The following is a 22,050-nucleotide window of genomic DNA, read 5'->3' as shown; positions in this document are numbered from 1 at the left end:
AAGCTTCTATTTGATAATTTTTTATTAATATGTATATAAAGCACTAAATTACAATTACTATTATATATTATTCATTTATGGCTAAAATAAAGGTTAAAAATCCAGTTGTTGAACTAGATGGTGATGAAATGACTAGAGTCATTTGGGAATTCATTAAAAGCAAACTGATTTTACCATATTTAGATTTAGATATTAAATACTATGATCTTGGCATGAAAAGTCGGGATTATACAGATGATGTAATAACTATAGATTCTGCTAAGGCAATTAAAGAGCATAACGTTGGCATAAAATGTGCAACAATTACTCCAGATGAAGCACGTGTTGAAGAGTTTAAGTTAAAAAAAATGTGGAGATCTCCAAACGGAACTATCCGAAATATTCTTGGAGGTACGGTTTTCAGAGAGCCCATAATTTGTAAAAATATTCCAAAACTTGTTCCAACATGGACAGATCCCTTAATTATTGGAAGACATGCTTTTGGTGATCAATATAGGGCAACAGATTTTAAAGTACCCGGTAAAGGTAAAATGGAAGTCAAATGGACTGCAGAAGATGGTAGTGATGAAATTAAATATGAGGTCTTTAATTTTCCTGGACCAGGAATTGCTTTATCTATGTACAATTTGGATAAATCCATAGAAGACTTTGCAAGATCTTGCTTTAACTATGGAATAATAAAAAAATGGCCCGTATATCTTTCTACAAAGAACACCATTCTAAAAATTTATGATGGTAGGTTCAAAGATATCTTTCAAGATATTTTTGATAAAGAATTTAAATCTGATTTTGATAAGCTTAACATTGCTTATGAGCATAGACTAATTGATGACATGGTTGCTTGCGCAATGAAATGGAGTGGTAAATATATTTGGGCTTGTAAGAATTATGATGGCGATGTTCAATCAGATACTGTGGCTCAAGGTTATGGATCATTAGGGTTAATGACAAGTGTTCTTCTTGCACCTGATGGAAAGACTATGGAAGCTGAAGCCGCTCACGGAACTGTAACTAGACACTATAGAATGCATCAAGAAGGTAAGGAGACTTCTACAAATCCAATTGCATCAATTTTTGCTTGGACCAGAGGTTTGGCTCATAGAGGGAAATTAGATGGCAATGAAGATTTGATTAAATTTTCAACTATATTGGAAAAAGTTTGTATTGATTGTGTTGAAAATGGATCGATGACAAAAGACTTAGCAATTTTAATTGGGCCCTCAAGCAATTACTTAACTACTAATCAATTTTTAGATGAATTAGATGGTCAGCTCAAGAAAAAGCTTAATTAATTAATTTTTTAATATTTTCAAAAGACTCTTCAATTTTATCAGGCAACGTTCCACCAGCTTGCGCAAAGTCAGCTCTTCCACCACCACCTTTACCACCAATAACTTCTGAACCAACTCTGACAATTTTTACGGCATCAAACTTGCCCTCTAATGTTTTGGTAACACCTACAGCTAATCCAACTTTATTGTCATTGATTGCATAAATTATTACTAATCCTTCACCAATTTCTTTTTTTCCTTCATCAATTAGCTTACGTAGATCTTTAAATGGTAAATCTACAATATTTTGAAATCTAACTTTAAATCCATTAATAATTTGATCATTGATTTTATTTTTTTCTTTATCTTTTAATATTGAGCTAACTGAGAGTTGCTCAAATTGTTTATTAAGGTCTTTTATCAGGGCTACTTGATCACTATTTAGAAGATTAGGTTTTCCTCCTAATTTAGTAATCTTTGTCTCTAATTCTTTTATAACTGTCTCATTTTTTTGATCTGACAGATTAGACAAATTTTCTTTCTCTTTTAAAAAATCAACTAATTGCGTGTCTCTTAAGGCTTCAATTCTCCTTACGCCTGCTGCAATAGATGATTGGCTTATAATCTTAAATTTTCCAATGTCAGCTGTGTTTACAACGTGAGTTCCTCCACATAATTCTGTTGAGAAAAATTTACCTTCCTCATCCCCCATTGACAAAACCCTCACTTCATCACCATATTTTTCGCCAAATAAAGCTAAAGCACCATTATCGACAGCTTCTTTAGGTGTCATTATTCTTGTTTTCACTTCTGACTTTTTGTGAATTATTGAGTTAACATAATGTTCAATTTTTCCCATCTCTTCTTCTGAGATAGGCTTCATATGACTAAAATCAAATCTTAATCGATCAGATTGAACTAAAGATCCTTTTTGAGTTACATGCTCACCTAAAACTCTTCTTAACGCTTCGTGCAATAAATGAGTAGCAGAATGATAGGCTCTAATATTATTTCTTCTCTGTGTATCTATTTGTAATTCAACACTGTCTTTTAATTTAACCGAACCTTTTATAACTTTTCCGTAATGAACAAATAAATCCCCTAGTTTTTTTTGAACATCAGACACTTCAAATTCAAAAACCTCATTTGAAATTATTCCCGTATCAGCAACTTGCCCCCCTGACTCGCCATAAAAAGGTGTTTGATTTGTAATTATAATTCCTTCATCATTTTCTTGTAGGTCTTGAACCTCTTTATTATTTTTAAGAATTAAAGTAATTACACCTTCTGCTTTGTCTGTGGAATATCCTAAAAAATCAGTTGCTCCTAAACGATTTTTTATATCAAACCATATTTGATCTATGGAACTATCCCCTGATCCTTTCCAATTTTTTTTTGCTAATTCTTTGCTTTCTTTCATTAATAAATCAAACTTCTTCCCATCTACAGTCAATGATTTATTTTTCAAAATATCTTCAGTTAAATCTAATGGAAAACCAAATGTATCATAAAGTTTAAATGCCACTTCACCAGGTAATATTTTTTCTACTTTCTCTAACTCTTCATTTAATATTTTTATTCCTCTATCCAATAAAACTAAAAACTTTTCTTCTTCTGTTTTTAAAGTTTCCTTTATTAAGGATTGTGCTCTTTCTAACTCAGGATAATTGTTAGACATTTCTTCTAGGAGTGTTTTAAAGATATTATAGAAGACTGGTTTTTTGGAACCTAGCAAATGTGAATGTCTCATTCCACGTCTCATAATTCTTCTAAGCACATATCCTCTACCTTCATTAGATGGTAAAACTCCTTCTGCTAATAAAAATGAACTTGCTCGTAAATGATCTGCTATTACTCTAAAGCTAGATTGGTTAACTTCATCTACTTTAACGTTTAATGTGTCAGATGCAGATAGTATTAGTTTTTTAAAATGATCTGTTTCATAGTTATCGTGTGTTCCCTGCAATAGTGCCGCTATTCTCTCAAGACCCATACCAGTATCCACAGATGGTTTAGGCAAATCTATTCTTTTATCTTTTGAAATTTGCTCATATTGCATAAATACTAAATTCCATATTTCTATAAAACGGTTACCATCTTCATTTTTAGTACCAGGCAAGCCACCTTCTAAATGGTCACCATGATCATAAAATATTTCTGAGCATGGTCCACAAGGTCCTGTGTCGCCCATTGACCAAAAGTTATCTGTTGTTGCTATCTTGATTATTCTATCATCACTGAAACCAGCTATTTTCTTCCAAAAGTTGAATGCCTCTTCATCATCGTGGTAAACTGTTACATAAAGACGATTTTTATCAATCCCAAACTCTTTAGTTATTAAATTCCATGCGTAACTAATTGCCTCTTCTTTAAAATAATCTCCAAATGAGAAATTTCCAAGCATTTCAAAAAATGTATGGTGCCTTGGTGTATAACCTACATTTTCAAGATCGTTATGCTTACCCCCTGCCCTTACGCATTTTTGTGAGGTTGTAGCTCTAACATAATCTCTTTTTTCTAATCCAGTGAATACATTTTTAAATTGTACCATTCCTGAATTTGCAAACATTAATGTCGGATCATTATTTGGAACTAAATTGCTAGACTCAACTATCCTGTGATCATTCTTTTCAAAATAATCTAAAAAAGTTGTTCTAATTTGATTTAGTGTTTTGTCAGCCATACATTTAAAATACAGCTTTTTTATTTGATGTCTAGATAACTGTAGGGAAAAAGGCGCTTAAATTATGCACTTGAGGAACACACTACCTCACACTAGCTGACACTAGCTCACACTAGTTATGCGGACGATTTAAGATTTATAAAAAATTAGTCACATAAAGATTCACTAAAAACATCTCTTAAACTCGATACCAAACTCGAACCAAAAGAGATAAATCAAATAGCCAATTCTATCACCTTGATGCTTAGATTTTGTTTTGTTAAGCTTAATCCATGAAACGAAATGGTTTTACCCTAATAGAACTTTTAGTCGTTGTAGCTATCATAGGAATATTAGCTGCTGTAGGCGTGGTTGCTTATAATGGATACACAAGTGCAGCAAAAAAATCGGTTGCTAAAACAAATCAAAAAAATGTTGTTAGATGGTTGGCTGCAGAAGCACAAAAATGCCAACTCGGTGTTGAAAAAGTTTTAAACGATCAAGTTACATGCAGTTCAATTTCATCTTCAATAAATTCAGGAGGAAATCCTGCTGGGAGCACTGTCCTTGCAATAGAAAGAGCTTTAAAGGGAAAATATAAAAATCCATATGGGGCAAATTATGCAGGCTTTGGTGACGAAGGAGTTAAAGAAGGTGGCTGGGGAAATGAAAGAGACTTAGGATATGTTTTATTAAATGCTGGTGGAGATACAGGTTTTTTTAGAGTGAGTGTCAGCGTGTGTTATCAACTACCCTGCAGTGGAGATAAATGGAGCAACCCAGGAACAAATGTAGTGGTTGATATTTACAAATGGTATCCATAAAAAAAACTAAAGCCTTCACTCTAATCGAACTCCTAGTCGTTGTAGCTATCATCGGTATCCTAGCTGCTGTAGGGGTGGTTGCTTATAATGGGTATACGAGTGCTGCAAAAAAAAATGCTGCACTAGCTCAACATTCGACAATAGCAAAATATGCTGCTGCTGAATTTATGAAGTGTCAATTAGGAGAAGAGTATATTTTTGGTGTAAAAAAAAGCCAATCAAATTCAAGCACAGCAAAGTGTACTGTATTATCTGTTGGTTACGGAGCAGATCCTGGTCTTCACATTGGAACAGCTCTACAAAATAAACTTAATAATATTTTTGATCCAAAGGGTAGTGCGGGTAATCGAAGACTTGCATTTTCTAGGGCAACTGGAAATGTACCAAATTGTTATGCAAATGATCGGGTTGGTGATAATGGATGTCATTTTATTGGATGGGATAGCGCTTTAAAGAAACTAACCATTTATACTTATTATACTGGGACAAGTAATCCTAAAAAAACTGATATATATTTTGACTAAGTAAAAAATTACGATCAGGGTACGATCAAATTAATCTAAGCATTAATCAGCATTATAAATAAAGATTAAAGTATTAAGATTCTATCACCTAGACACTTAAATAGCGTTTTGTTAAGCTTAATCTATGAAAAGAGATGGTTTCACCTTAATAGAACTTTTAGTCGTAGTAGCTATCATTGGTATTCTTGCTGCTGTAGGAGTAGTTGCTTATAATGGGTATACATACTCTGCTAAAGTTAATTCTTCAAAAGCACGACACGCAATTATTATTAAATACATATCTTCAGAAATAGTGAAATGTAATTTCCAAGAAAAAATATTTGATAACACATTTAATTGTAGTGATAGATTTAATGCAAGTACTGGTTATCCGTCTGTCGCAATTTCCTTAAGTACATTATGGGGTTCAGGAACATCAAATCCAAAATTTCCACATCCTAAAGGAACTTGGTCAGCTGTTACTGGAACTATTCCTAATTATTTTAATAGATATGCACGTGCTTCTTGTGGTGGTTCAACGGGGGATCAATTTGAATTTTCAACTCGAATGGAAAATACTACTACTGAAATTGAAGTATGGACTTGTATAAACAAAGAAACATCCGACAGATTAGTAACTAAAATTCCAATAGAATGATTATACGACTACTTGATTGGTCTACAAAAGTGGTAGCACTATGGTAACAGTGGTAGAGTTTTAAATGCCTATAACACCTTTCCATATTATTGCTGGATTTGCAGTTAAGTCTATTTTTCACAAACACTTTAGTTGGTCAATATTTGCATTAACAAATATTATTATAGATGTAGAGGTAATATATTATATTTTTACAGTAGGCGAAGCTTCTCATAAATTCTTTCATACATTAATTGGATCATCTATTATCGCCTTGTCCTGTGCAATTATTGGTATACCTATTTGTGAGAGAGCACTTAAATTTTGGAACAATAATTTGCAAAATGAAAAAAGTTTAGCAAAATTAAAATGGCTTAGTACCGATTCTGATATAAGTGTTGTTTCATCTTTTACAGGTGCATTTGTTGGAGCATATAGCCATATTTTGTTAGATAGCTTTATGCACTTTGATGTGAAACCATTTGAACCTTTTTTCAGCAAAACTTTTGTTGGAATAATTTCAATAGACTCACTCCACCTATCTTTAGTAGGATTATTTATATTTGGTTTAATTGTTTATTTGTTTAGAAAATTTAGATGAACCGTAAAGCATTTACCTTAATAGAACTCTTAGTCGTAGTAGCCATCATTGGTATTCTAGCTGCAGTAGGAGTAGTTGCTTATAATGGGTATACCAAAAGTGCAAAAATAAACGCAACAAAAGCAAATCATAAAACTGTGGCAAATTTTATTAAAGTTAATTTTGCTAAATGTGAAATTGGAGAGGAATTAATTTTAAAACAAAACCCTACAACTAATACAAGTGATCTTTGCCCTTATGTTTTAGCCGGCAATGCAAATAAGATGGCTACTCAATTATCATATCACTTTAATAGTTTAAAATGGTGTAATCCAATGGGATGGAAACATAATTCTGGTACATGCATAGAAGCAGTAGAAACAGGTGGAACTGTTGGAGAAGGATCAACTGGTGCAACAAAATTGATTACTAAATCTGGCTCACCATCAGTATTATTTATTGATACAAAATATACATGCGAACCTGATTCCTTAAGTGAATTATGCAATGGCAAAGGTAAATCACTAACCGACAGTGTTTCATTAAATTAATTTATGAAAACTAAAGCCTTCACTCTAATAGAACTTTTAGTCGTAGTAGCTATCATCGGTATCCTCGCTGCTGTAGGGGTGGTTGCTTATAATGGGTATACGGCTAGTGCACGAAAAGCAGTTGCTCAAACTAATTTTGATATGATTGTAAAAACAATAACTTATGAATTAAATTTTTGCTTATGGGGAACTGAAACTCATATCTTGAATAGAGCAGCAGCAACCAAAATTAATCCAAGAGGCACACCTATTATCGAATGTGTGGAAGCTCTAAGTGATTTAGAAGATGGTGTAAGATCATTTCATCCAATTTTTAGATCAATGAATATAAGAAATCCTCATAATAATCCTGTCTCAGGAAAAGTTGGAGAATTTGATGTAAATGTTGGAGCTTATACTGAAAGTATGATTAAGAGTAATCACAGTCAATTCAAAGGTTCTTCTTGGCCAGGGTTAATACATATAACTTCTATATCACCAAACAAGTCTCAAAAATCAATTGCAGTTTATACTAAGACTGGTCCAGATGAACCTTTAATTCATAAGGTAATAATTTTAGAATGAACCGTAAAGCCTTCACCCTATAGGATTATGTGGCTAAACTCGGATCAAACTCGAACCAAAAGAGATAAAGCAAGATTTGAGGACGATTGTTATTGAATAAGCGTTGGTATTCCTAAAGATGGTAAGGGAAAAAAGGCGCTTAAATTAAGCGCCTTTTAATAATTAAAGATGACTTTAACTAATTCTTTTTAGATGGAGGTGTTACTTCTTCTTTTATTTCCACTTTAGGATCCTCTATTTGATCTTTTGCTGCTTTTTCTGGATCAAGAGGGTTACCTTCAATTTTTTTTGCTATCACTCCAGCTTTTTCCCTGATTGCCATTTCAATTTCTGCTGCAATTTTAGGATTTTGCTCTAAATAAGTTTTAGCATTTTCTCTTCCTTGTCCAATTTTTTCACCTTTATAAGCATACCAAGCTCCAGCTTTTTCAACAATGTCAGCTTTTGCACCAAGGTCAACTAATTCACCTACTTTACTAATACCTTTGCCGTACATTAGGTCAAATTCAACAACTTTAAATGGTGGTGCTACTTTATTTTTAACCACTTTAACTCTTGTTGAGTTACCAATAATTTCATCTCCATTTTTAATGGCACCAATTCTTCTGATATCTAATCTAACAGATGAATAGAATTTAAGTGCATTTCCACCAGATGTAGTTTCTGGACTTCCAAACATAACTCCAATTTTCATTCTAATTTGGTTAATAAAAATCATCATTGTATTTGTACTTGAGATTGAGCCTGTTAACTTTCTTAAAGCTTGACTCATTAATCTTGATTGAAGTCCTACGTGGTGATCTCCCATTTCTCCTTCAATTTCAGCTCTAGGTGTTAATGCTGCAACAGAGTCAATTACGATAACAGAAATTGATCCTGATTTAACTAGAGTATCAGCTATTTCTAGAGCTTGCTCACCAGTATCAGGTTGTGAAATTAACAATTCTTCAGTATCTACACCAAGCTTTTTTGCATAAATTGGATCTAAAGCATGTTCTGCATCTATAAACGCACAAGTTCCTCCAGCTTTTTGAGCCTCTGCTAGCACCTGTAATGCTAAGGTTGTTTTACCAGATGATTCTGGTCCATAGACTTCAATAACTCTTCCTTTTGGTAAGCCACCTATTCCAAGCGCTACATCTAAGCTTAATGATCCAGTCGAAACTGACTCGATGTCCATTGCTCTTCTTTGGCCAAGTTTCATTACTGATCCTTTTCCAAAATTATCGATAATTTGGGCCATTGCCGCTTCTAAAGCTTTACTTTTTTCGTTGCCTTCTGCTTGTTGTGCTTTTGTAGATTTAACTACTTTCAGGTTGTTTTTAGTCATTTTATGCCTTTTTATTAAATAATTAGTGTTCGAATCGTGGGTTAAATGTACACATTTTGTTCTTTTTTTCAATAGTTATTTTTTTTATAATAAAATGGCTTAATTACTGTATTTTTAAGTAATTACTATTCAACAAACCAATAGCTTGAAGAAGTTTAAATTTTGAAAGTAGGTAGTTTCTTTCAGTCTCTGCTAGGCTTATTTTTGAGCTTAATAAAATTGAGTTTGATTGAATAACATCAAGTGTAGATCTTCCAAGACCAGTTTCATATTCAACTGTTATTCCTTCATTTGCAATCTCAGCTGCTTTAACTTGAGAGTTAACTGAATTTAATAAACTTTTTGAAGACTGAAGTGTGGACCATGACATTGCTACATTGCTGTTATTAGCTTTTGTAGCACTGTTTAATAATAATTTTTTTCTGTTTTGTAGATTTCGACTTTTGTTCAATGAAGCTCTATTTTTCCCACCTGAATATATTGGCCAAGTAACAGTTGCTTTTAAAATATTTTTATCACGCTCATCATATGATGAGCTCAAATCTTGTGACTTAGAATTCTCATAAGAAAGTTTTGCAGAAGGTGACAAATCAGATCGTGAAATAAGCACATCTTTTTCTGATTGTTCATATTCTAATTTTGCAATAATTAATTCTGGGTTGTATTTTTTTGATTTATCTATTGCATCACTCAAATTATTTGGAAGCATAAGTTTAATATCAAAATTATTATTTAAGCTATTTATATCTGCAATTGGTCCAATGACATTTTCATAGTTTAGTTTACTAGATATGATTTCATTTTTAGATTGAATAAAATTTGCTTGGGCTCCAGCTAGTGAAGACTCAGATTGAGCTAAATCAGATATAGTAATTTGACCTCTTTCAAGTCTTGCTTTATTAGTTTCAACTTGTCGCTCTAACAAACTAAGATTACTTTGATTAATCTTTAATTTTTTATTAGCTAATATCAATCCTGAATACGCTTCAATCGCCTTTAATAAAACTTCTTGTTCTTTTTTTAATAATTTTGCTACTGCAAGCCTAATTCCAATTTGATTTTTTTGAACATCAGCATTTCTACCAAAGTCTACCAATGTTTGTTCAATTTTTATAGATTGAGTAGAAGGATCAACATCATTAATTGACTGCTCAACACCTGATCTATTGGTCAATTTACTTGTATCTTCTTGACTTTTGCTTCCAGAAATTGTGACAGTAGGTAAGTAGTTACCTTTTGAAATTCTTAAATCTTCTTCAGAAATATTGATATTTTCTCTCTCAGCATTTAAGTCAGTATTATTTTTATAAGCTTCTGTAAGTGCTTCAAATAAAGTTACCGCTAATACCTGTTGATTTAATAACAAAACTGAGAATAGTATTAAAATTATTTTTTTCATTATTTTTTAAATTTTATCTTTTCGATCTGATGATTGCTATTTAAATTCATTATAACTGATGAGCTTTTTATCGCATCTTTAAACATTTGTTGAGTAATTCTTTGATAAGTCTGCATAAAGTTTATCACATCTCCACTACTCATAATCTTTAGGTTTTTCTTGTTTTTCGTTTGAACCCAAAGCTTTCTCTCTTGTTTTAATCTCCATTCTCTTAATAAGCTAAAGTTTTTAGCCTTTAAGTATAATAATCCATCTAATTGCTTGAATAAGGTTTTATATTTAGTTTTTAATTGATTATTAACATGAGCTCTCCACTTGCCTCCCTGATCATAAACTTTTTCAAGAGAATTAATTGGTTTTTTAAGCTGACTGTTTAACTGGGGTCTTGCTCCAACACACCAACCTTCAAAAATTACTACATCAGGCTTTGTTTTAATTTTATACCATAAGTTCTTTTGGCATCTATCATCTATTGCTTTATTGAATGTTGGAATTTGTAAACTTTTAAAGTTTTTATCTTTAATTTTTTTAAAAAAATTTAACATTAAATCTACATCGTGGGTTCCGGGCACTCCTCTTGTCATTAATAAAGGGTGTTTATTTTTAGATAATGATTTTCTATCTTTTCTTGTCTTATAAAAATCATCAATAGAAACTTTAAAAACATTTAACTTGAAATATTTTTTTAAAATCAAAGTTAAAATTGATGAGATAGTTGTTTTGCCTGAACCTTGTCCTCCAGCTAAACCAATTATTAATAGTTTTTTCTTATTAACTCTTTTTGATATCCAAAAACTAACAGGAATTAGAAAAGATTTAATCATCTTATCTTTGTTTTTAAATTTATCCTTCTTGGTTTCTTGAGATGAAATAAATTTAAAACAATCTTTTTTTATCTTGTTAAAACAATCATTAACTTCTTGCATAAAAAATTATTTATTATCAAGAGGATGATTTTGACCATCGTTGACTGCAACATTTTCTAATTCAAAAGTATTTATTTCATCTATACATCCAAGATTAAATCCTATCATAGCTGGATTGGCTCTTGGATTGTGATGTGTATAAATTCCACAATTAGAACAAAAGTAATGTTTTGCGATTTTTGAATGAAATTGATAAAGCGTTAGCTTGTCTTCACCTTTAATAATCTTAAAATCTTCATTCTTAACCATAGACATAATTGCTCCTTTTCTCTTACAAATAGAACAATTACATTTTAAAACTTTTTCCAAATTACCAGGCACGTTTATTTCTGCTTCTACTTCTCCACAATGACATTTTAGTTTTTTCATTTATATTTCTCCTTTATCCTTTATATTAATTTCAAACATTACTTCATTTCTTCTGCGCATAGGTAGTGTGAAAGGTCCATCATAGGTTGCTTTAATAGGTTGACTCAAAGTTAATATATCATCCTTTTTTAATTCATTTTCTAAAATACTTTTATGTTTAATGAAATTTTTATCAGATGTTCTTCCTGAATATATAATAACTGCGTAATAACCACTTTTAATATTTAATATTTTAACATCTGGATTGGATGGGCTCGGTATGTTTTCTTTGTTAAATCTTGAAGGTAAATAAAATTGCATGGTCATATTTCCTTTTTTTTCCATTTGGGTAACTGGTGTTGTCATCTTAATCTCTTCATTATCCTCGTTATTACCAGAGATATAATTAAATAATTTTCTAAAACTACTACCTTGATTTGATATATCTGTTTCAATAGCTAAACGATCAGAATATTTTCTGATTTCGTAAATTTCATTTTTTTTCACTACTTCGTAATTTGCTTCTTCATAAGCCATACCTTTAGAGGTTATAATTAAACCAAGAATTATAATCGATAGAATTTTTTTCATTTTGATATGCTGATTAAGCTATCTCTGGTTGAAGTTATCTACAATAGCACAAAATATAGTTTCAATGTTCACGTTTTGATTCACCTTTGATTCAGTTACAGACTCAAAATACAACTTCTTGCGTGTATTGTATAACTGTTCTATAAAATAGAACAAAACAAGAACATGAAATTAACTATCCCTTTTTATCTAAATAAAGCAGGCGCAGGTTTTCCCTCTCCTGCAACAGATTATATCGAAGAAGATGTAGATCTCAACATTCATCTGATCAAAAATGTTCCAGCAACTTTCATTATCAGGGTTCAAGGAAAATCGATGACCGATGTTGGTATTTATGATGGTGACCTATTAGTTGTTGATAGAAGTTTAAAACCTAAAAACTTCTCAACAGTTGTTGCAAATGTTCATGATGAATTAGTTGTTAAAAGTTTTGTTAAATCGAAGGATGGTCAATTTTTGACATCAGGTTCAAAAAATATTGAAGATAAAATAATTATTGGTGATGAAATGGAAGTATTTATTTGGGGGGTTGTGACTTATGTCATTCATTCAACGTACTAAAAAAATAGCACTTGTTGATTGCAATTCTTTTTATGTTTCTTGTGAAAGATTATTTAATCCTAAAATTAGAAATAAACCTGTCGTTGTTTTGTCTAATAATGATGGCTGTATTATTGCAAGATCAAATGAAGCAAAGTTTCTTGGTATCAAAATGGGAGAACCTTACTTCAAAGCTAAAGATATAATACTTAGAAATAATGTTTATGTTTTTTCTTCAAATTACTCTTTGTATGGAGATTTATCTAGAAGAGTGATGAGAACTTTAAAAAGATTTAATCCTGAGCTAGAAATATATTCGGTAGATGAGGCTTTTTTAGATTTAAGTGATCATCCAGATGATGAAGTAGAAGATATAGGAAAAGAAATTAGAAGTATTGTTTTACAGTGGACAGGAATTCCAACTAGCATTGGCATTGCTAAAACAAAAACCTTAAGCAAGATTGCAAATCATATAGCAAAGAAAAAACAATCTGGTGTAACAAACTTAATAGGAATTGAAAATATTGATCCATTACTAGAAAAAATAGATATAAATGATGTTTGGGGAGTTGGTAAACAACTTACAAAATTTTATCATCAAAATGGAATTTACAATGCCAAACAATTAAAAAATATGTCAAACACTTGGATTAAAAAAAGTTCTAATGTTTTAAGTTCTAGGACAGCGTTAGAACTTAGAGGGGTTTCTTGTATTCCACTAGAAACTAAAACTTCAAAAAGAAAAAGTTGTGTAGTGTCAAAATCATTTGGTACAAGAGTTGAAAAATTTCAAGAACTCCAAGAAGCAGTAGCAAGTTATTGTTTAAATGCTTCGGAAAAAATTAGATCAGAATCTTTAATAGCAAAATCGATAACCGTTTCTGTTAGAACAAGCCCCTTTCAAAATAGAGGCGTATATTATTCAAATGCTAAAACTATAGATTTTCCAATAGCTACCAACAATAGTATTGAAATAGTTAAAACTGCTTTAGTTGCATTAAATAAGATCTTTATAAATGGATATAGGTATCAAAAAGCAGGCATAACATTGACTGGTTTGGTTAGTTCAAGTGGCAGTAAAAATCTATTTTCTACTGAAAAAGATGAAAAAATTAAAGGTTTAATGAGAGCTATTGATAGTACAAATTATAGATATGGCCGATCAACACTAAGCTTGGCTAGTGCAGGAGTTAACAAAAAGTGGAATATGAGGAGAGACCACTCTTCAAAGATAGATACGGCTAACTTTCATTCGCTACCAATAATAAAAGCTATTTAAGTAGACCTACGCTGTCAATATCTTCTAAAGAGTTTTCAAATTCTATTATACTTTCTCTCTGAGAAAGTATAATTACTGAAATCATCATAATAATAACTCCTATAACGGGCAATAATGTAATCAATGATAGATTGCCAGCAACTAGAAATAAATAAGCAGTTAAAAAAAATATAGATCTAATCAATAGTGTCATTTTAAAAACAGCTATGATTGATAGTGAATGTTTTAATAAGTTAAAAAAACTCATTTTTGATGGCCCAAAAAATCTCTTACCTCTTATTGATGGGACAGATTTTCTATCTTTAAATAATTTAGCAACAGCACCTGAAAAACTACTCCATGTTGCTTTTTCTTTTATCATTTTATTAACTGCAAATTTAGGCAAGCAAATAAAATTACCAAACTTAATAGATTGTCCAGTGAAAACAAAAGTTAAATATTTGTGTAAAAGGTAACAAAGTTTAAATAAAAACCCTTCAGATCTTTTTACCCTATTGGCTGTAATAACTTTATCAGGATAATCATTTGCCCTATCAATAAGCAGAGCTATTTCTTCCACTCTATCCTCACCATCTCCATCCATTGGAATTATATAATCATAATCCTCATGTTCAGTAATATATCTTAAGCCAGATGCATTACATCTAGCATGTCCCTTATTTTTTTTCATGTTGATTATTTTGATAGACTTAAGATTGTTGAAATTAAAATCATTAACGGGTCTTTCTTCAGTAGAACAATCGTTTACAATTATAACTGAAAATTCATGGTTTAAATCATTAACATGCAAGTCTATATCTTCTAAAAGTTTAAAAGCGGACTTCCAATCGTTATATATGGGAATTAAAATCTTTATTTTATTCATCTATTTCCTACACAAATATTATCAATGCAAATAAATTTTGATAATGAATTAAGTTTATTCTTTGTAATCAACCCTTCCCAAACTGGCCTAGAATTGAGGTGATATGATAAATTTCCAGCGTACCATTCGTCGCCAAGGACAACGTTTATTGGTAATGTGTGATTTTGCTTCCATAAGTATTCAGTTTTAATTGCTATTTCTTTTCCCAAATAATCTGTTCTTTTATCTGTTTCTGTAATTGAAATATAAGCATAAGCAAAAGGTGAAAAAATAAACAAAATTAAAAACGCTGATATGAACCCATTTAATTTTTTAAGATTTATTTGTGCTTGAAAAATATAGACAATTAATACACCAAAAAATAAATAAAATGGGGTCATCCACATTGTTCTTATTTTAGACCCTGTTAACATTGAGGTTAAGAACATTAGTCCAATTGGAATTAGATTAATAAATATCAAGAACAATAATTTTTTATCTTTTAAAGACACTTTAAACTTAACTTTTTTTATTAAAAAAAATGACATTATAAAAAACGGAATTAATATTCCTATTTGTTTTCCTAAAAATATTAAAGGGTAAGTTATATGATCTAATAAACTTGAATTCTCTAGACCTGTTCTAGCTAATCCATATGTAATTGTTATATAATCGTTATTAGTCAACCAAATTAAATGAGGGACTAACAAAACAATAAAGACCTCTAAAGATATTAGATATTTGAAATCAAATTTTTTATATTTCTTTATAAAAATTATATAAAAAAATAATAAGTCTATTGATATTAAAAGATAAATAAAAAGATATTTTGATAAAAAACCTAACGCTGCAAAAACTCCAAGCCAAAAACAATCCTTAAAAGTTATTGTCTGTTTGTCAAATAATTTCCAAGAATAATAAACACACAATGACCAAAAAGGTAATTGGCAAACATTCACATTAAACTCAGGTGTTGTAAAATTATAGAAATAAATACCCTCTAAAAGAAGTACCGATATTAAACTTAAAGTTTTATTTTTAAATACTTCTTCAGCAAATTTAAAAACAATAATAAATGCAGTTACTACAAACAATTGACTTAATAAATAATAAGCCCAATCCTGTGATCCAAAAAGTTGGTAAATAACTTCAGGAAAAAATGCACTTGCTGGTGGATGTTTATTAAATCCCCAATCTAAATTACTTCCCCAAGCCAAGGCTTCAATTGTATCAAGTGGTAAATTGTTATTTGTTAATGTGGGAACCAATGTCCATAAAATTAAATGAATTATAAGAAAACTATAAAACAATTTATTTATATTGTTTTTATTGATCAACATTTCATTGATTTTATATGAATTAAGCTTGCTTGACACGTATTAATTGCTGAATATACTCCGGCCACTAAATTTATACATATGCCTAAAATCTCAAAATCATCTACTAAAAAACCAACAGCTAAAGCAAAAAAAGTTGCTGTTGTAATCAAAAAACCTACTAAAGTAATAAAAAAGATTAGTGCCACTGAAAACAAAGTTAAGGCACCAATTAAAATTTCAAAAACATATATCCCAAAGGATACTGAAAAATATATGTGTGATAAGCACTTATCTTTTTTTAAGATAAAACTTACTGAGTGGAAAAAAGAATTGGTAAAAGCAAATAATGAAGCTCTTTACCATGGATCAATGGATGACAATAGTGTTTCAGCAGATATTGTAGATCAAGCAAGCTCTTACACAGATAAAACTGTAGAAATGAAAGCAATCAATAGACAAATTAAATTGATTTCTAAAATTGACCAAGCTTTAATAAGAATAAAAGATAAAACTTTTGGATTTTGTGCTGAAACTGCCGAACCAATTGGAATAAAAAGATTAATGGCAAGACCAGTTGCACATCTTTGTATTGCAGCTCAAGAAAAGCATGAAAAAGATGAAAAAGTTTACGCTGACGATTAAAGTCTAAATTTATTTTCTAACTAGCATCAAGAACAGTCAAATAAATTCCCATTTCTTCAAGAACTGTTAAAGCTAATTTCAGATAAATATTTTTTTAGATATTTTATTTTTTAAAGCATGCAGTTATTGCGCGGCCAATTCCCAGCCTTGCTTGCGCCTCACCTAGCTTAATATAATTTTCCATATCCTTTTTCAATATTCTTTCTACTTCAATACTAACTGAAGCAGCTTCACTGCCAAATTTTTTATTAATATAATAATTTGTTTTATCATTTAATAGAAATGCATCTATCGGATAATTTGTGAACATTGTTAAACATTTATAAGATTTAAACAAGTTTTTCAAAGACTTTGGATTAAAGTAATTAGCATGTTCTTGACTTATAAAATTTGCTTTTTCAAATTGAATATTGTGAGACTTTAAATAGTGAATTTGAAATGGATTAAAATCATTAGGAACGTTTATTAATAATAGACCATTTTTTTTTAATTTATTTTCAACAAACTTTAATAAAGAACTAAGTTCACTTAAATGCTCTACAACTCCATTGAATAACAAAACATTATATTTTTTATTTTTATTAGTTTTCAACTTTAAAAAGTCTCCTTTTATAAAATTAATATGCTTTAAAATTTTAGCATTGTGGTACTTAAAAGCCTCATCTGTTAAATCTGTTCCGGTATAATCATATTTTTTATAAAAAAACTTGGCACCAAAACCTTCCCCCACACCAACCTCAAGCATCTTTACTGGACGTTTTAAGAATTTTTTAATTAAATAATCATAAGGTTTATATAAATCTAATTTATCATTAATCATCTCTTTCGTATATTTACTCAGATAAAAAGAATGATTTTTGAAATATGCATTTAAATAATGTGCCCTACTATAACTTTTTCTTGTAATTAATTTTTTTGTATTTATTAATTTTTTCAATTATATATCTATGTATGGATTTAATCTGTTATTTTAAAATTCGATTTTAGTAGTAAATTTTACTACTGCATTTCAATTTTTTTTAATACTTTATCATAAAAAATGAAAAAGCTCCAGCAACTTTGGCTGAGGCTTTATAAAACAAAATATTAACAATATTTAAAATCACTTAAAAATTTTTTCAGTGCATAAATCAAGCCAATTGAGCTATTAGTACTGGTCAGCTATCATATTAACAAATCCTAAAGCTTGACCGTTATCTCCCGCATAAGCCCATGGCACTGCAGTTCCAAACCCAAGTCTTAACTTGTCACCACCTTTTAATTTACTAGTCAACGTTTCAGCGCTAACTGCAGTAATACTAAAAAGAATTACAAGAAAGACTCCAATTGATTTTAAAAATCTATTTATTTTTTTTCTTCTATTTAAGTTTATTTTAATAATTAAAACAAAATTGAAGTTGTTTGTACATCAAAAAAAATAGATACAACTTAAAGTTGCTTAATAAAATATTTATATTAATTAATTATCTGAACTTTATCACTTAATTTAATTTCACCATCATCAAGTGCAGTCAAATAAATTCCCATTTCAAAATGATTATAAGTTTTTTTTAATGACTGAAGTAAATTTAAAGAATTGTCATCTGTGTTTGGTTTTAGATTAATTGCAGTACAACGTGGAATATTTTTCTCTACCTTAAAAGAGATATTGTTAATTTTTATAATCTTTCCGATCCATTTACGCTCTTCCCAAGCTTCGAGCCCTTCAATGTAAAAATTTCCCCTAAATCGCTGTAATTCAATTTTTTGATTAATTTTTTTTTCGAAATCATTAATGCTATTTAGATTTATAAGGGATATGGAATTAAAGACCTTATTTGAATGGGAAGTATCAAAGAAAGGAGCCGTATCACTTTGCAATAAGAAAATTGGTTTCGTTAATGAATTTTCTAGTTCTAGTATTTTATTTACAAGTATAGATTTTTGTTCTGGATCATCAGCTATTATTGACAATAGCTCCTTATCACCAAGTTTTAAAATTAATCTAAGATTTTTGTATTCAAAATTATATCTATTTAAAACTGGAGAATTTTTTAATGTTAAAAAATTATTAAGCTTTCTTTCACTTGGGTTTTTTTGAGATATAAGAGCTTTTTTTAAGTCAATAATTCTAGAAAACGCAAAACTTCTATCATTTACAATTCCCAAATCTTTTTTAATGATACATGATTTGATATTTGTAAAAGATAAAGATTTTACAGGACTAAAGTATATTGATGAAATCAAAACACTCATAAAACCTATTAGGGTTGAGGAATCTCAGATTTGTTTTTTAATAAATCATACCCTCTAATAACAGCTTCTCTTTTTGCAATATCTAAATACCATCTAGTTAAGTTACTGTAATTCTTAAGACCAATGTCATGCCATTCATGTCTTGCAATCCAGGGCCAAGTTGCAATATCTGCAATCGTATATTCATTTCCAGCTAAGTATTTTGATGAAGATAATCTCTCATCTAGTTCGCTATAAATTCTTTTTGTAATTTTAAAATATCTTTCTTCTCCAAATTCACTTTTTCCAGGATTGTAATGATGAAACTGATGATGCTGTCCAATCATTGGTCCTATAATTCCCATCTGCGCCATCAACCATTGGTTTATGGTATGCCTATCTTTTGCTTCATAAAATTTGTTATGTTTTTCAGCTAAATATATAAGTATTGCACCAGACTCGAATAATGACTGTCCATTTTCATGATCTGTAATTACTGGTATCTTTCCGAATGGGCTTATTTTTTTAAAATCTTTTTTAAATTGCTCATCTTTTGAAAAATCAATTTTGGTAACTTTAAAATCACAACCTATTTCTTCTAACATTATTGTAATTTTTTTTCCATTTGGAGTATCTGCTGTAAATAGCTCTATCACTCTTTAACACCCAGTCTGCTTTTTACTGTCTTAGAGGAAGTGGTAAACTCAAATCTGTATTTTTCATCTGGTTTAGCGTATTTAAAACAACCTCTAGCAGCTAATGCTCCCTCATGAAAACCTGAAAGAATTAATTTAAGTTTTCCAGGATAGGTGCAAATATCACCAATTGCAAAAATACCTTCTTTATTGGTTTCAAAATTTTCTGTATTAACCGGTATTGTTTTCTTATCTAAATTTAATCCCCATTCAGCAATTGGTCCTAGTTGCATTATTAATCCAAAAAAGCCCAAAACATAATCAGTTTTAATTTCTTTTATACTCTCATCATCATGCTTGATGTTAATACTTTCAACTTTTTCATTACCGCTAACTGAACCTAATTGGTATTTATTATGAACTTCTATCTTACCTTCATCTTTTAATTGGTTAACTTTATCAATACTTGCTTGCATTCCTCTAAATTCATCTCTTCTGTGTACTAATATAACTTTAGATGTATTTGAGAGTTCTATTGCCCAATCTAATGCTGAGTCTCCTCCACCAAAAATGGTAACTGTTTTATCTTTAAAAATTTTTTTGTCTTTAATTGAATAAAGTATTTGTTTTCCTTCATACTTTTCAATTTCTTTTGTTGGGAATTTTCTTGGCTCAAAAGATCCTACACCAGCTGCAATAATTATACTTGATGCTTCAAATTCAGTTCCTTTATTGGTCTTTATTAACCATTTTTTTTCAACTTTTTTAATTTCTTGTACTCGCTCATTTAAATGAAAATTTGTTTTGAATGCTTTAATCTGTTCAATTAAATTATTGGTTAACTCTTCTCCAGTGCATTCTGGAACAGCAGGAATATCATAAATAGGTTTATCAGGATATAGTTCAATGCACTGTCCACCTATTTTATCTAAGTTATCAACTACTTCACATTTTAATCCGATTATTCCTAATTGATGAACACAAAATAATCCAACTGGCCCTGCACCTATTATTAAAGTATCTGTTTTAATCATTTAACCTTGTTTTGATGGAATGCTAACCGTTAGTCCATCTAGTTCATCAGAAACTAATAGCTGACAACTTAATCTACTAAATTTATTAGGTTCAAATGCCATATCTAGCATGTCTTCTTCTCCATCTTCTTTTTTTGGTAGCTTATCAAACCATTCTTCTTTGACATAAACATGGCAAGTAGCGCAAGCCATTCCACCACCACAATCGGCATCAATTCCAGGAATATCATTTTGAACTGCACCCTCCATTACGCTTAACCCATTAGAAACTTCTATAGTATGAGACTTTCCATTATTTTCAATGTAGGTAATTTTAGGCATTGAACTATATATAATTATATAAAAAAAAAGGGCAAGTACACAAAATGTACTCGCCCTTTTTAAATTATTTAGGTTTACTAATTACTTAGCTTTTCTACCACCTGATTGCATTGCTGCAGCCCAAATGATCAGACCAAATGCAGTTTTATTTAGCAAGTCAGCTATGTTGTAAATCACGTTTAGTGAGTCAGCATCTACACCACCTGTTAGGTAACCAAATACGTAACCTAATGGGTAAATTGCCCAACCAACTGTAACGATCATTCTCATTGCACCAAATGCAGTAACAAGAGCTTTGTTTCCACTTTTTGCTGCAGCTTTTCCTGCTTCACCAGAGAATACTTCATAAAGAATGTAGAACCATCCAGCCATACCGATTACAAAACCAAGTGTAGCATTAATGTATCCTGCTTCTCCTAAGTATCCACCTACAAGCATCACAACTGTTCCAATTAACAATCTCCAGAATATTCCAGAATTTGCTTTTCCTACAGCTGCTAGAATTAGGTAAAATTCTATCATCAGTAATGGTACAGTGATTAACCAGTCAATATATCTGTAAACAGTTGGTGATTCACCAGTTGTTACCCACACATCTCTCATATACATGTAATGGATGAATGCGATACCAGTTACTAGACCAGCTACAATTATTGATGTTCTCCAACCTGCTGCAACATTTCCTGCTTCTAAGAAAAAGAAAGCAGTAGACGCTAACATCACCATTGTTACTAGCCAGAATGAAATCCCAACGAAGTCGTCAGAAGCCAACATGGCTGTTTCTGCGTTTGCTACACCTGAAGCACCCATTAGGGCTACAGCTGTAAGGGCAAACAATTTTAGTTTTTTCATAAAAAACTCCCTCATTTGTTAGTTTTTAACTTTTAGTTTATATAAACTAGACTTAAACAAACGCTTAAGTCATGTTGAAGTTTAACTATCAAAGTTATCTAGTTTTTAGAAGGCTTAATTACATCTAATTTGTATTGATTTTACTTACTTTTTAAATTTTAATACAATTTTTAATTTAATAAGC

At 30.4% G+C, this 22,050-nt stretch carries 25 protein-coding genes; 10 read left to right on the top strand and 15 right to left on the bottom strand.

Going from position 1 to position 22,050, the window contains the following annotated elements; translation table 11 throughout:
- The first annotated feature begins 77 nt into the window (after positions 1–77).
- A complete protein-coding gene (locus AC5YGC_RS01320) occupies positions 78–1,292 on the top strand; it encodes an NADP-dependent isocitrate dehydrogenase (protein ID WP_496139867.1) in 1,215 nt (404 codons plus the stop codon).
- Here AC5YGC_RS01320 and alaS read toward each other — a convergent pair.
- Complete coding sequence (gene alaS, locus AC5YGC_RS01315) at positions 1,285–3,954, bottom strand: alanine--tRNA ligase (RefSeq protein WP_496139866.1); 2,670 nt, start codon at positions 3,952–3,954, stop codon at positions 1,285–1,287. The genes AC5YGC_RS01320 and alaS overlap by 8 nt on opposite strands.
- Before the next feature lie 272 nt (positions 3,955–4,226).
- Here alaS and AC5YGC_RS01310 point away from each other — a divergent pair, with 272 nt between their 5' ends.
- The 6 genes from AC5YGC_RS01310 to AC5YGC_RS01285 all read left to right on the top strand — a co-directional run bounded on the left by AC5YGC_RS01310 (position 4,227) and on the right by AC5YGC_RS01285 (position 7,592).
- Positions 4,227–4,757, top strand: coding sequence for a type IV pilin protein (locus tag AC5YGC_RS01310; RefSeq protein WP_415304220.1), 531 nt, complete (start codon positions 4,227–4,229; stop codon positions 4,755–4,757).
- Entirely contained in the window at positions 4,745–5,281 is a 537-nt protein-coding gene (locus tag AC5YGC_RS01305; RefSeq protein WP_496139865.1) for a prepilin-type N-terminal cleavage/methylation domain-containing protein, read from the top strand. The genes AC5YGC_RS01310 and AC5YGC_RS01305 overlap by 13 nt, the downstream gene beginning before the upstream one ends.
- Positions 5,282–5,405: 124 nt before the next feature.
- Positions 5,406–5,918 (top strand): prepilin-type N-terminal cleavage/methylation domain-containing protein, encoded by a 513-nt coding sequence (locus AC5YGC_RS01300; RefSeq protein WP_496139864.1) that lies wholly within the window; start codon positions 5,406–5,408, stop codon positions 5,916–5,918.
- A gap of 64 nt (positions 5,919–5,982) precedes the next feature.
- Complete coding sequence (locus AC5YGC_RS01295; protein ID WP_496139863.1) at positions 5,983–6,498, top strand: DUF4184 family protein; 516 nt, start codon at positions 5,983–5,985, stop codon at positions 6,496–6,498.
- Positions 6,495–7,028: a prepilin-type N-terminal cleavage/methylation domain-containing protein gene (locus AC5YGC_RS01290; protein ID WP_496139862.1), complete on the top strand. Its 534-nt coding sequence runs from the start codon at positions 6,495–6,497 to the stop codon at positions 7,026–7,028. The genes AC5YGC_RS01295 and AC5YGC_RS01290 overlap by 4 nt, the downstream gene beginning before the upstream one ends.
- 3 nt (positions 7,029–7,031) lie before the next feature.
- A complete protein-coding gene (locus AC5YGC_RS01285) occupies positions 7,032–7,592 on the top strand; it encodes a prepilin-type N-terminal cleavage/methylation domain-containing protein (RefSeq protein ID WP_496139861.1) in 561 nt (186 codons plus the stop codon).
- A gap of 178 nt (positions 7,593–7,770) precedes the next feature.
- Here AC5YGC_RS01285 and recA read toward each other — a convergent pair whose 3' ends face one another.
- The 5 genes from recA to AC5YGC_RS01260 all read right to left on the bottom strand — a co-directional run bounded on the left by recA (position 7,771) and on the right by AC5YGC_RS01260 (position 12,186).
- The gene (recA, locus tag AC5YGC_RS01280; RefSeq protein ID WP_496139859.1) at positions 7,771–8,922 is read right to left on the bottom strand and encodes a recombinase RecA; all 1,152 of its coding nucleotides are present in this window, start codon (positions 8,920–8,922) and stop codon (positions 7,771–7,773) included.
- A 103-nt stretch (positions 8,923–9,025) separates the two neighbouring features.
- Positions 9,026–10,321, bottom strand: a complete 1,296-nt coding sequence (locus tag AC5YGC_RS01275; RefSeq protein WP_496139858.1) for a TolC family protein — start codon at positions 10,319–10,321, stop codon at positions 9,026–9,028.
- A complete protein-coding gene (locus AC5YGC_RS01270) occupies positions 10,321–11,247 on the bottom strand; it encodes a uridine kinase (RefSeq protein ID WP_496139856.1) in 927 nt (308 codons plus the stop codon). The genes AC5YGC_RS01275 and AC5YGC_RS01270 overlap by 1 nt, the downstream gene beginning before the upstream one ends.
- Before the next feature lie 6 nt (positions 11,248–11,253).
- On the bottom strand, positions 11,254–11,616 hold the full coding sequence (locus tag AC5YGC_RS01265; RefSeq protein ID WP_496139855.1) for a GFA family protein: 363 nt from the start codon (positions 11,614–11,616) through the stop codon (positions 11,254–11,256).
- The gene (locus tag AC5YGC_RS01260; protein ID WP_496139854.1) at positions 11,617–12,186 is read right to left on the bottom strand and encodes a heme-binding protein; all 570 of its coding nucleotides are present in this window, start codon (positions 12,184–12,186) and stop codon (positions 11,617–11,619) included.
- A gap of 165 nt (positions 12,187–12,351) precedes the next feature.
- Between AC5YGC_RS01260 and AC5YGC_RS01255 the strand changes: the two genes are divergently transcribed.
- The gene (locus AC5YGC_RS01255; protein WP_496139853.1) at positions 12,352–12,747 is read left to right on the top strand and encodes a translesion error-prone DNA polymerase V autoproteolytic subunit; all 396 of its coding nucleotides are present in this window, start codon (positions 12,352–12,354) and stop codon (positions 12,745–12,747) included.
- Entirely contained in the window at positions 12,725–14,005 is a 1,281-nt protein-coding gene (locus tag AC5YGC_RS01250; RefSeq protein ID WP_496139852.1) for a Y-family DNA polymerase, read from the top strand. The genes AC5YGC_RS01255 and AC5YGC_RS01250 overlap by 23 nt, the downstream gene beginning before the upstream one ends.
- Here the strand turns inward: AC5YGC_RS01250 and AC5YGC_RS01245 are convergent.
- Positions 13,998–14,870, bottom strand: coding sequence for a glycosyltransferase (locus AC5YGC_RS01245; protein ID WP_496139851.1), 873 nt, complete (start codon positions 14,868–14,870; stop codon positions 13,998–14,000). The two genes, AC5YGC_RS01250 and AC5YGC_RS01245, sit on opposite strands and share 8 nt — an antisense overlap.
- On the bottom strand, positions 14,867–16,189 hold the full coding sequence (locus AC5YGC_RS01240) for a glycosyltransferase family 39 protein (protein WP_496139850.1): 1,323 nt from the start codon (positions 16,187–16,189) through the stop codon (positions 14,867–14,869). The genes AC5YGC_RS01245 and AC5YGC_RS01240 overlap by 4 nt, the downstream gene beginning before the upstream one ends.
- Positions 16,190–16,267: 78 nt before the next feature.
- Here AC5YGC_RS01240 and AC5YGC_RS01235 point away from each other — a divergent pair, with 78 nt between their 5' ends.
- Positions 16,268–16,810 carry a TraR/DksA C4-type zinc finger protein gene (locus AC5YGC_RS01235; RefSeq protein ID WP_496139849.1) on the top strand — a complete coding sequence of 181 codons (543 nt, stop codon included), beginning with the start codon at positions 16,268–16,270 and terminating at the stop codon, positions 16,808–16,810.
- Positions 16,811–16,913: 103 nt separating this feature from the next.
- On the opposite strand, the gene AC5YGC_RS01230 is transcribed toward AC5YGC_RS01235, so the two are convergent.
- The 7 genes from AC5YGC_RS01230 to AC5YGC_RS01200 all read right to left on the bottom strand — a co-directional run bounded on the left by AC5YGC_RS01230 (position 16,914) and on the right by AC5YGC_RS01200 (position 21,866).
- Positions 16,914–17,630: a methyltransferase domain-containing protein gene (locus AC5YGC_RS01230; RefSeq protein WP_496139848.1), complete on the bottom strand. Its 717-nt coding sequence runs from the start codon at positions 17,628–17,630 to the stop codon at positions 16,914–16,916.
- 327 nt (positions 17,631–17,957) lie between these two features.
- Positions 17,958–18,083, bottom strand: coding sequence for a hypothetical protein (locus AC5YGC_RS01225; RefSeq protein ID WP_496139847.1), 126 nt, complete (start codon positions 18,081–18,083; stop codon positions 17,958–17,960).
- A 182-nt stretch (positions 18,084–18,265) separates the two neighbouring features.
- Entirely contained in the window at positions 18,266–19,045 is a 780-nt protein-coding gene (locus AC5YGC_RS01220; RefSeq protein ID WP_496139845.1) for an MOSC domain-containing protein, read from the bottom strand.
- A gap of 8 nt (positions 19,046–19,053) precedes the next feature.
- Positions 19,054–19,680, bottom strand: coding sequence for a glutathione binding-like protein (locus AC5YGC_RS01215; RefSeq protein ID WP_496139844.1), 627 nt, complete (start codon positions 19,678–19,680; stop codon positions 19,054–19,056).
- On the bottom strand, positions 19,677–20,693 hold the full coding sequence (locus tag AC5YGC_RS01210) for an FAD-dependent oxidoreductase (protein ID WP_496139842.1): 1,017 nt from the start codon (positions 20,691–20,693) through the stop codon (positions 19,677–19,679). Before AC5YGC_RS01210 ends, AC5YGC_RS01215 begins: the two co-directional genes overlap by 4 nt.
- On the bottom strand, positions 20,694–21,014 hold the full coding sequence (locus AC5YGC_RS01205) for a 2Fe-2S iron-sulfur cluster-binding protein (protein ID WP_496139841.1): 321 nt from the start codon (positions 21,012–21,014) through the stop codon (positions 20,694–20,696).
- 81 nt (positions 21,015–21,095) lie between these two features.
- The gene (locus tag AC5YGC_RS01200) at positions 21,096–21,866 is read right to left on the bottom strand and encodes a bacteriorhodopsin-like (protein ID WP_271492687.1); all 771 of its coding nucleotides are present in this window, start codon (positions 21,864–21,866) and stop codon (positions 21,096–21,098) included.
- Positions 21,867–22,050 lie beyond the last annotated feature (184 nt).

Source organism: Candidatus Pelagibacter sp. uisw_138 (genome assembly GCF_059512485.2).
Note: the sequence above shows the minus strand (reverse complement) of the source record. Positions and strands in the feature narration are given on the sequence as shown.

Bases quoted from the DNA above. Each gene is read 5' to 3' on its own strand.
- AC5YGC_RS01310 (WP_415304220.1), top strand. From the start codon at position 4,227: ATGAAACGAAATGGTTTTACCCTAATAGAACTTTTAGTCGTTGTAGCT.
- AC5YGC_RS01245 (WP_496139851.1), bottom strand. From the start codon at position 14,870: ATGAATAAAATAAAGATTTTAATTCCCATATATAACGATTGGAAGTCC.
- AC5YGC_RS01250 (WP_496139852.1), top strand. From the start codon at position 12,725: ATGTCATTCATTCAACGTACTAAAAAAATAGCACTTGTTGATTGCAAT.
- alaS (WP_496139866.1), bottom strand. From the start codon at position 3,954: ATGGCTGACAAAACACTAAATCAAATTAGAACAACTTTTTTAGATTAT.
- AC5YGC_RS01205 (WP_496139841.1), bottom strand. From the start codon at position 21,014: ATGCCTAAAATTACCTACATTGAAAATAATGGAAAGTCTCATACTATA.
- AC5YGC_RS01200 (WP_271492687.1), bottom strand. From the start codon at position 21,866: ATGAAAAAACTAAAATTGTTTGCCCTTACAGCTGTAGCCCTAATGGGT.
- AC5YGC_RS01305 (WP_496139865.1), top strand. From the start codon at position 4,745: ATGGTATCCATAAAAAAAACTAAAGCCTTCACTCTAATCGAACTCCTA.
- AC5YGC_RS01255 (WP_496139853.1), top strand. From the start codon at position 12,352: ATGAAATTAACTATCCCTTTTTATCTAAATAAAGCAGGCGCAGGTTTT.
- AC5YGC_RS01230 (WP_496139848.1), bottom strand. From the start codon at position 17,630: ATGATTAATGATAAATTAGATTTATATAAACCTTATGATTATTTAATT.
- AC5YGC_RS01260 (WP_496139854.1), bottom strand. From the start codon at position 12,186: ATGAAAAAAATTCTATCGATTATAATTCTTGGTTTAATTATAACCTCT.
- recA (WP_496139859.1), bottom strand. From the start codon at position 8,922: ATGACTAAAAACAACCTGAAAGTAGTTAAATCTACAAAAGCACAACAA.
- AC5YGC_RS01235 (WP_496139849.1), top strand. From the start codon at position 16,268: ATGCCTAAAATCTCAAAATCATCTACTAAAAAACCAACAGCTAAAGCA.
- AC5YGC_RS01295 (WP_496139863.1), top strand. From the start codon at position 5,983: ATGCCTATAACACCTTTCCATATTATTGCTGGATTTGCAGTTAAGTCT.
- AC5YGC_RS01285 (WP_496139861.1), top strand. From the start codon at position 7,032: ATGAAAACTAAAGCCTTCACTCTAATAGAACTTTTAGTCGTAGTAGCT.
- AC5YGC_RS01270 (WP_496139856.1), bottom strand. From the start codon at position 11,247: ATGCAAGAAGTTAATGATTGTTTTAACAAGATAAAAAAAGATTGTTTT.
- AC5YGC_RS01220 (WP_496139845.1), bottom strand. From the start codon at position 19,045: ATGAGTGTTTTGATTTCATCAATATACTTTAGTCCTGTAAAATCTTTA.
- AC5YGC_RS01210 (WP_496139842.1), bottom strand. From the start codon at position 20,693: ATGATTAAAACAGATACTTTAATAATAGGTGCAGGGCCAGTTGGATTA.
- AC5YGC_RS01290 (WP_496139862.1), top strand. From the start codon at position 6,495: ATGAACCGTAAAGCATTTACCTTAATAGAACTCTTAGTCGTAGTAGCC.
- AC5YGC_RS01240 (WP_496139850.1), bottom strand. From the start codon at position 16,189: ATGTTGATCAATAAAAACAATATAAATAAATTGTTTTATAGTTTTCTT.
- AC5YGC_RS01320 (WP_496139867.1), top strand. From the start codon at position 78: ATGGCTAAAATAAAGGTTAAAAATCCAGTTGTTGAACTAGATGGTGAT.
- AC5YGC_RS01275 (WP_496139858.1), bottom strand. From the start codon at position 10,321: ATGAAAAAAATAATTTTAATACTATTCTCAGTTTTGTTATTAAATCAA.
- AC5YGC_RS01300 (WP_496139864.1), top strand. From the start codon at position 5,406: ATGAAAAGAGATGGTTTCACCTTAATAGAACTTTTAGTCGTAGTAGCT.
- AC5YGC_RS01265 (WP_496139855.1), bottom strand. From the start codon at position 11,616: ATGAAAAAACTAAAATGTCATTGTGGAGAAGTAGAAGCAGAAATAAAC.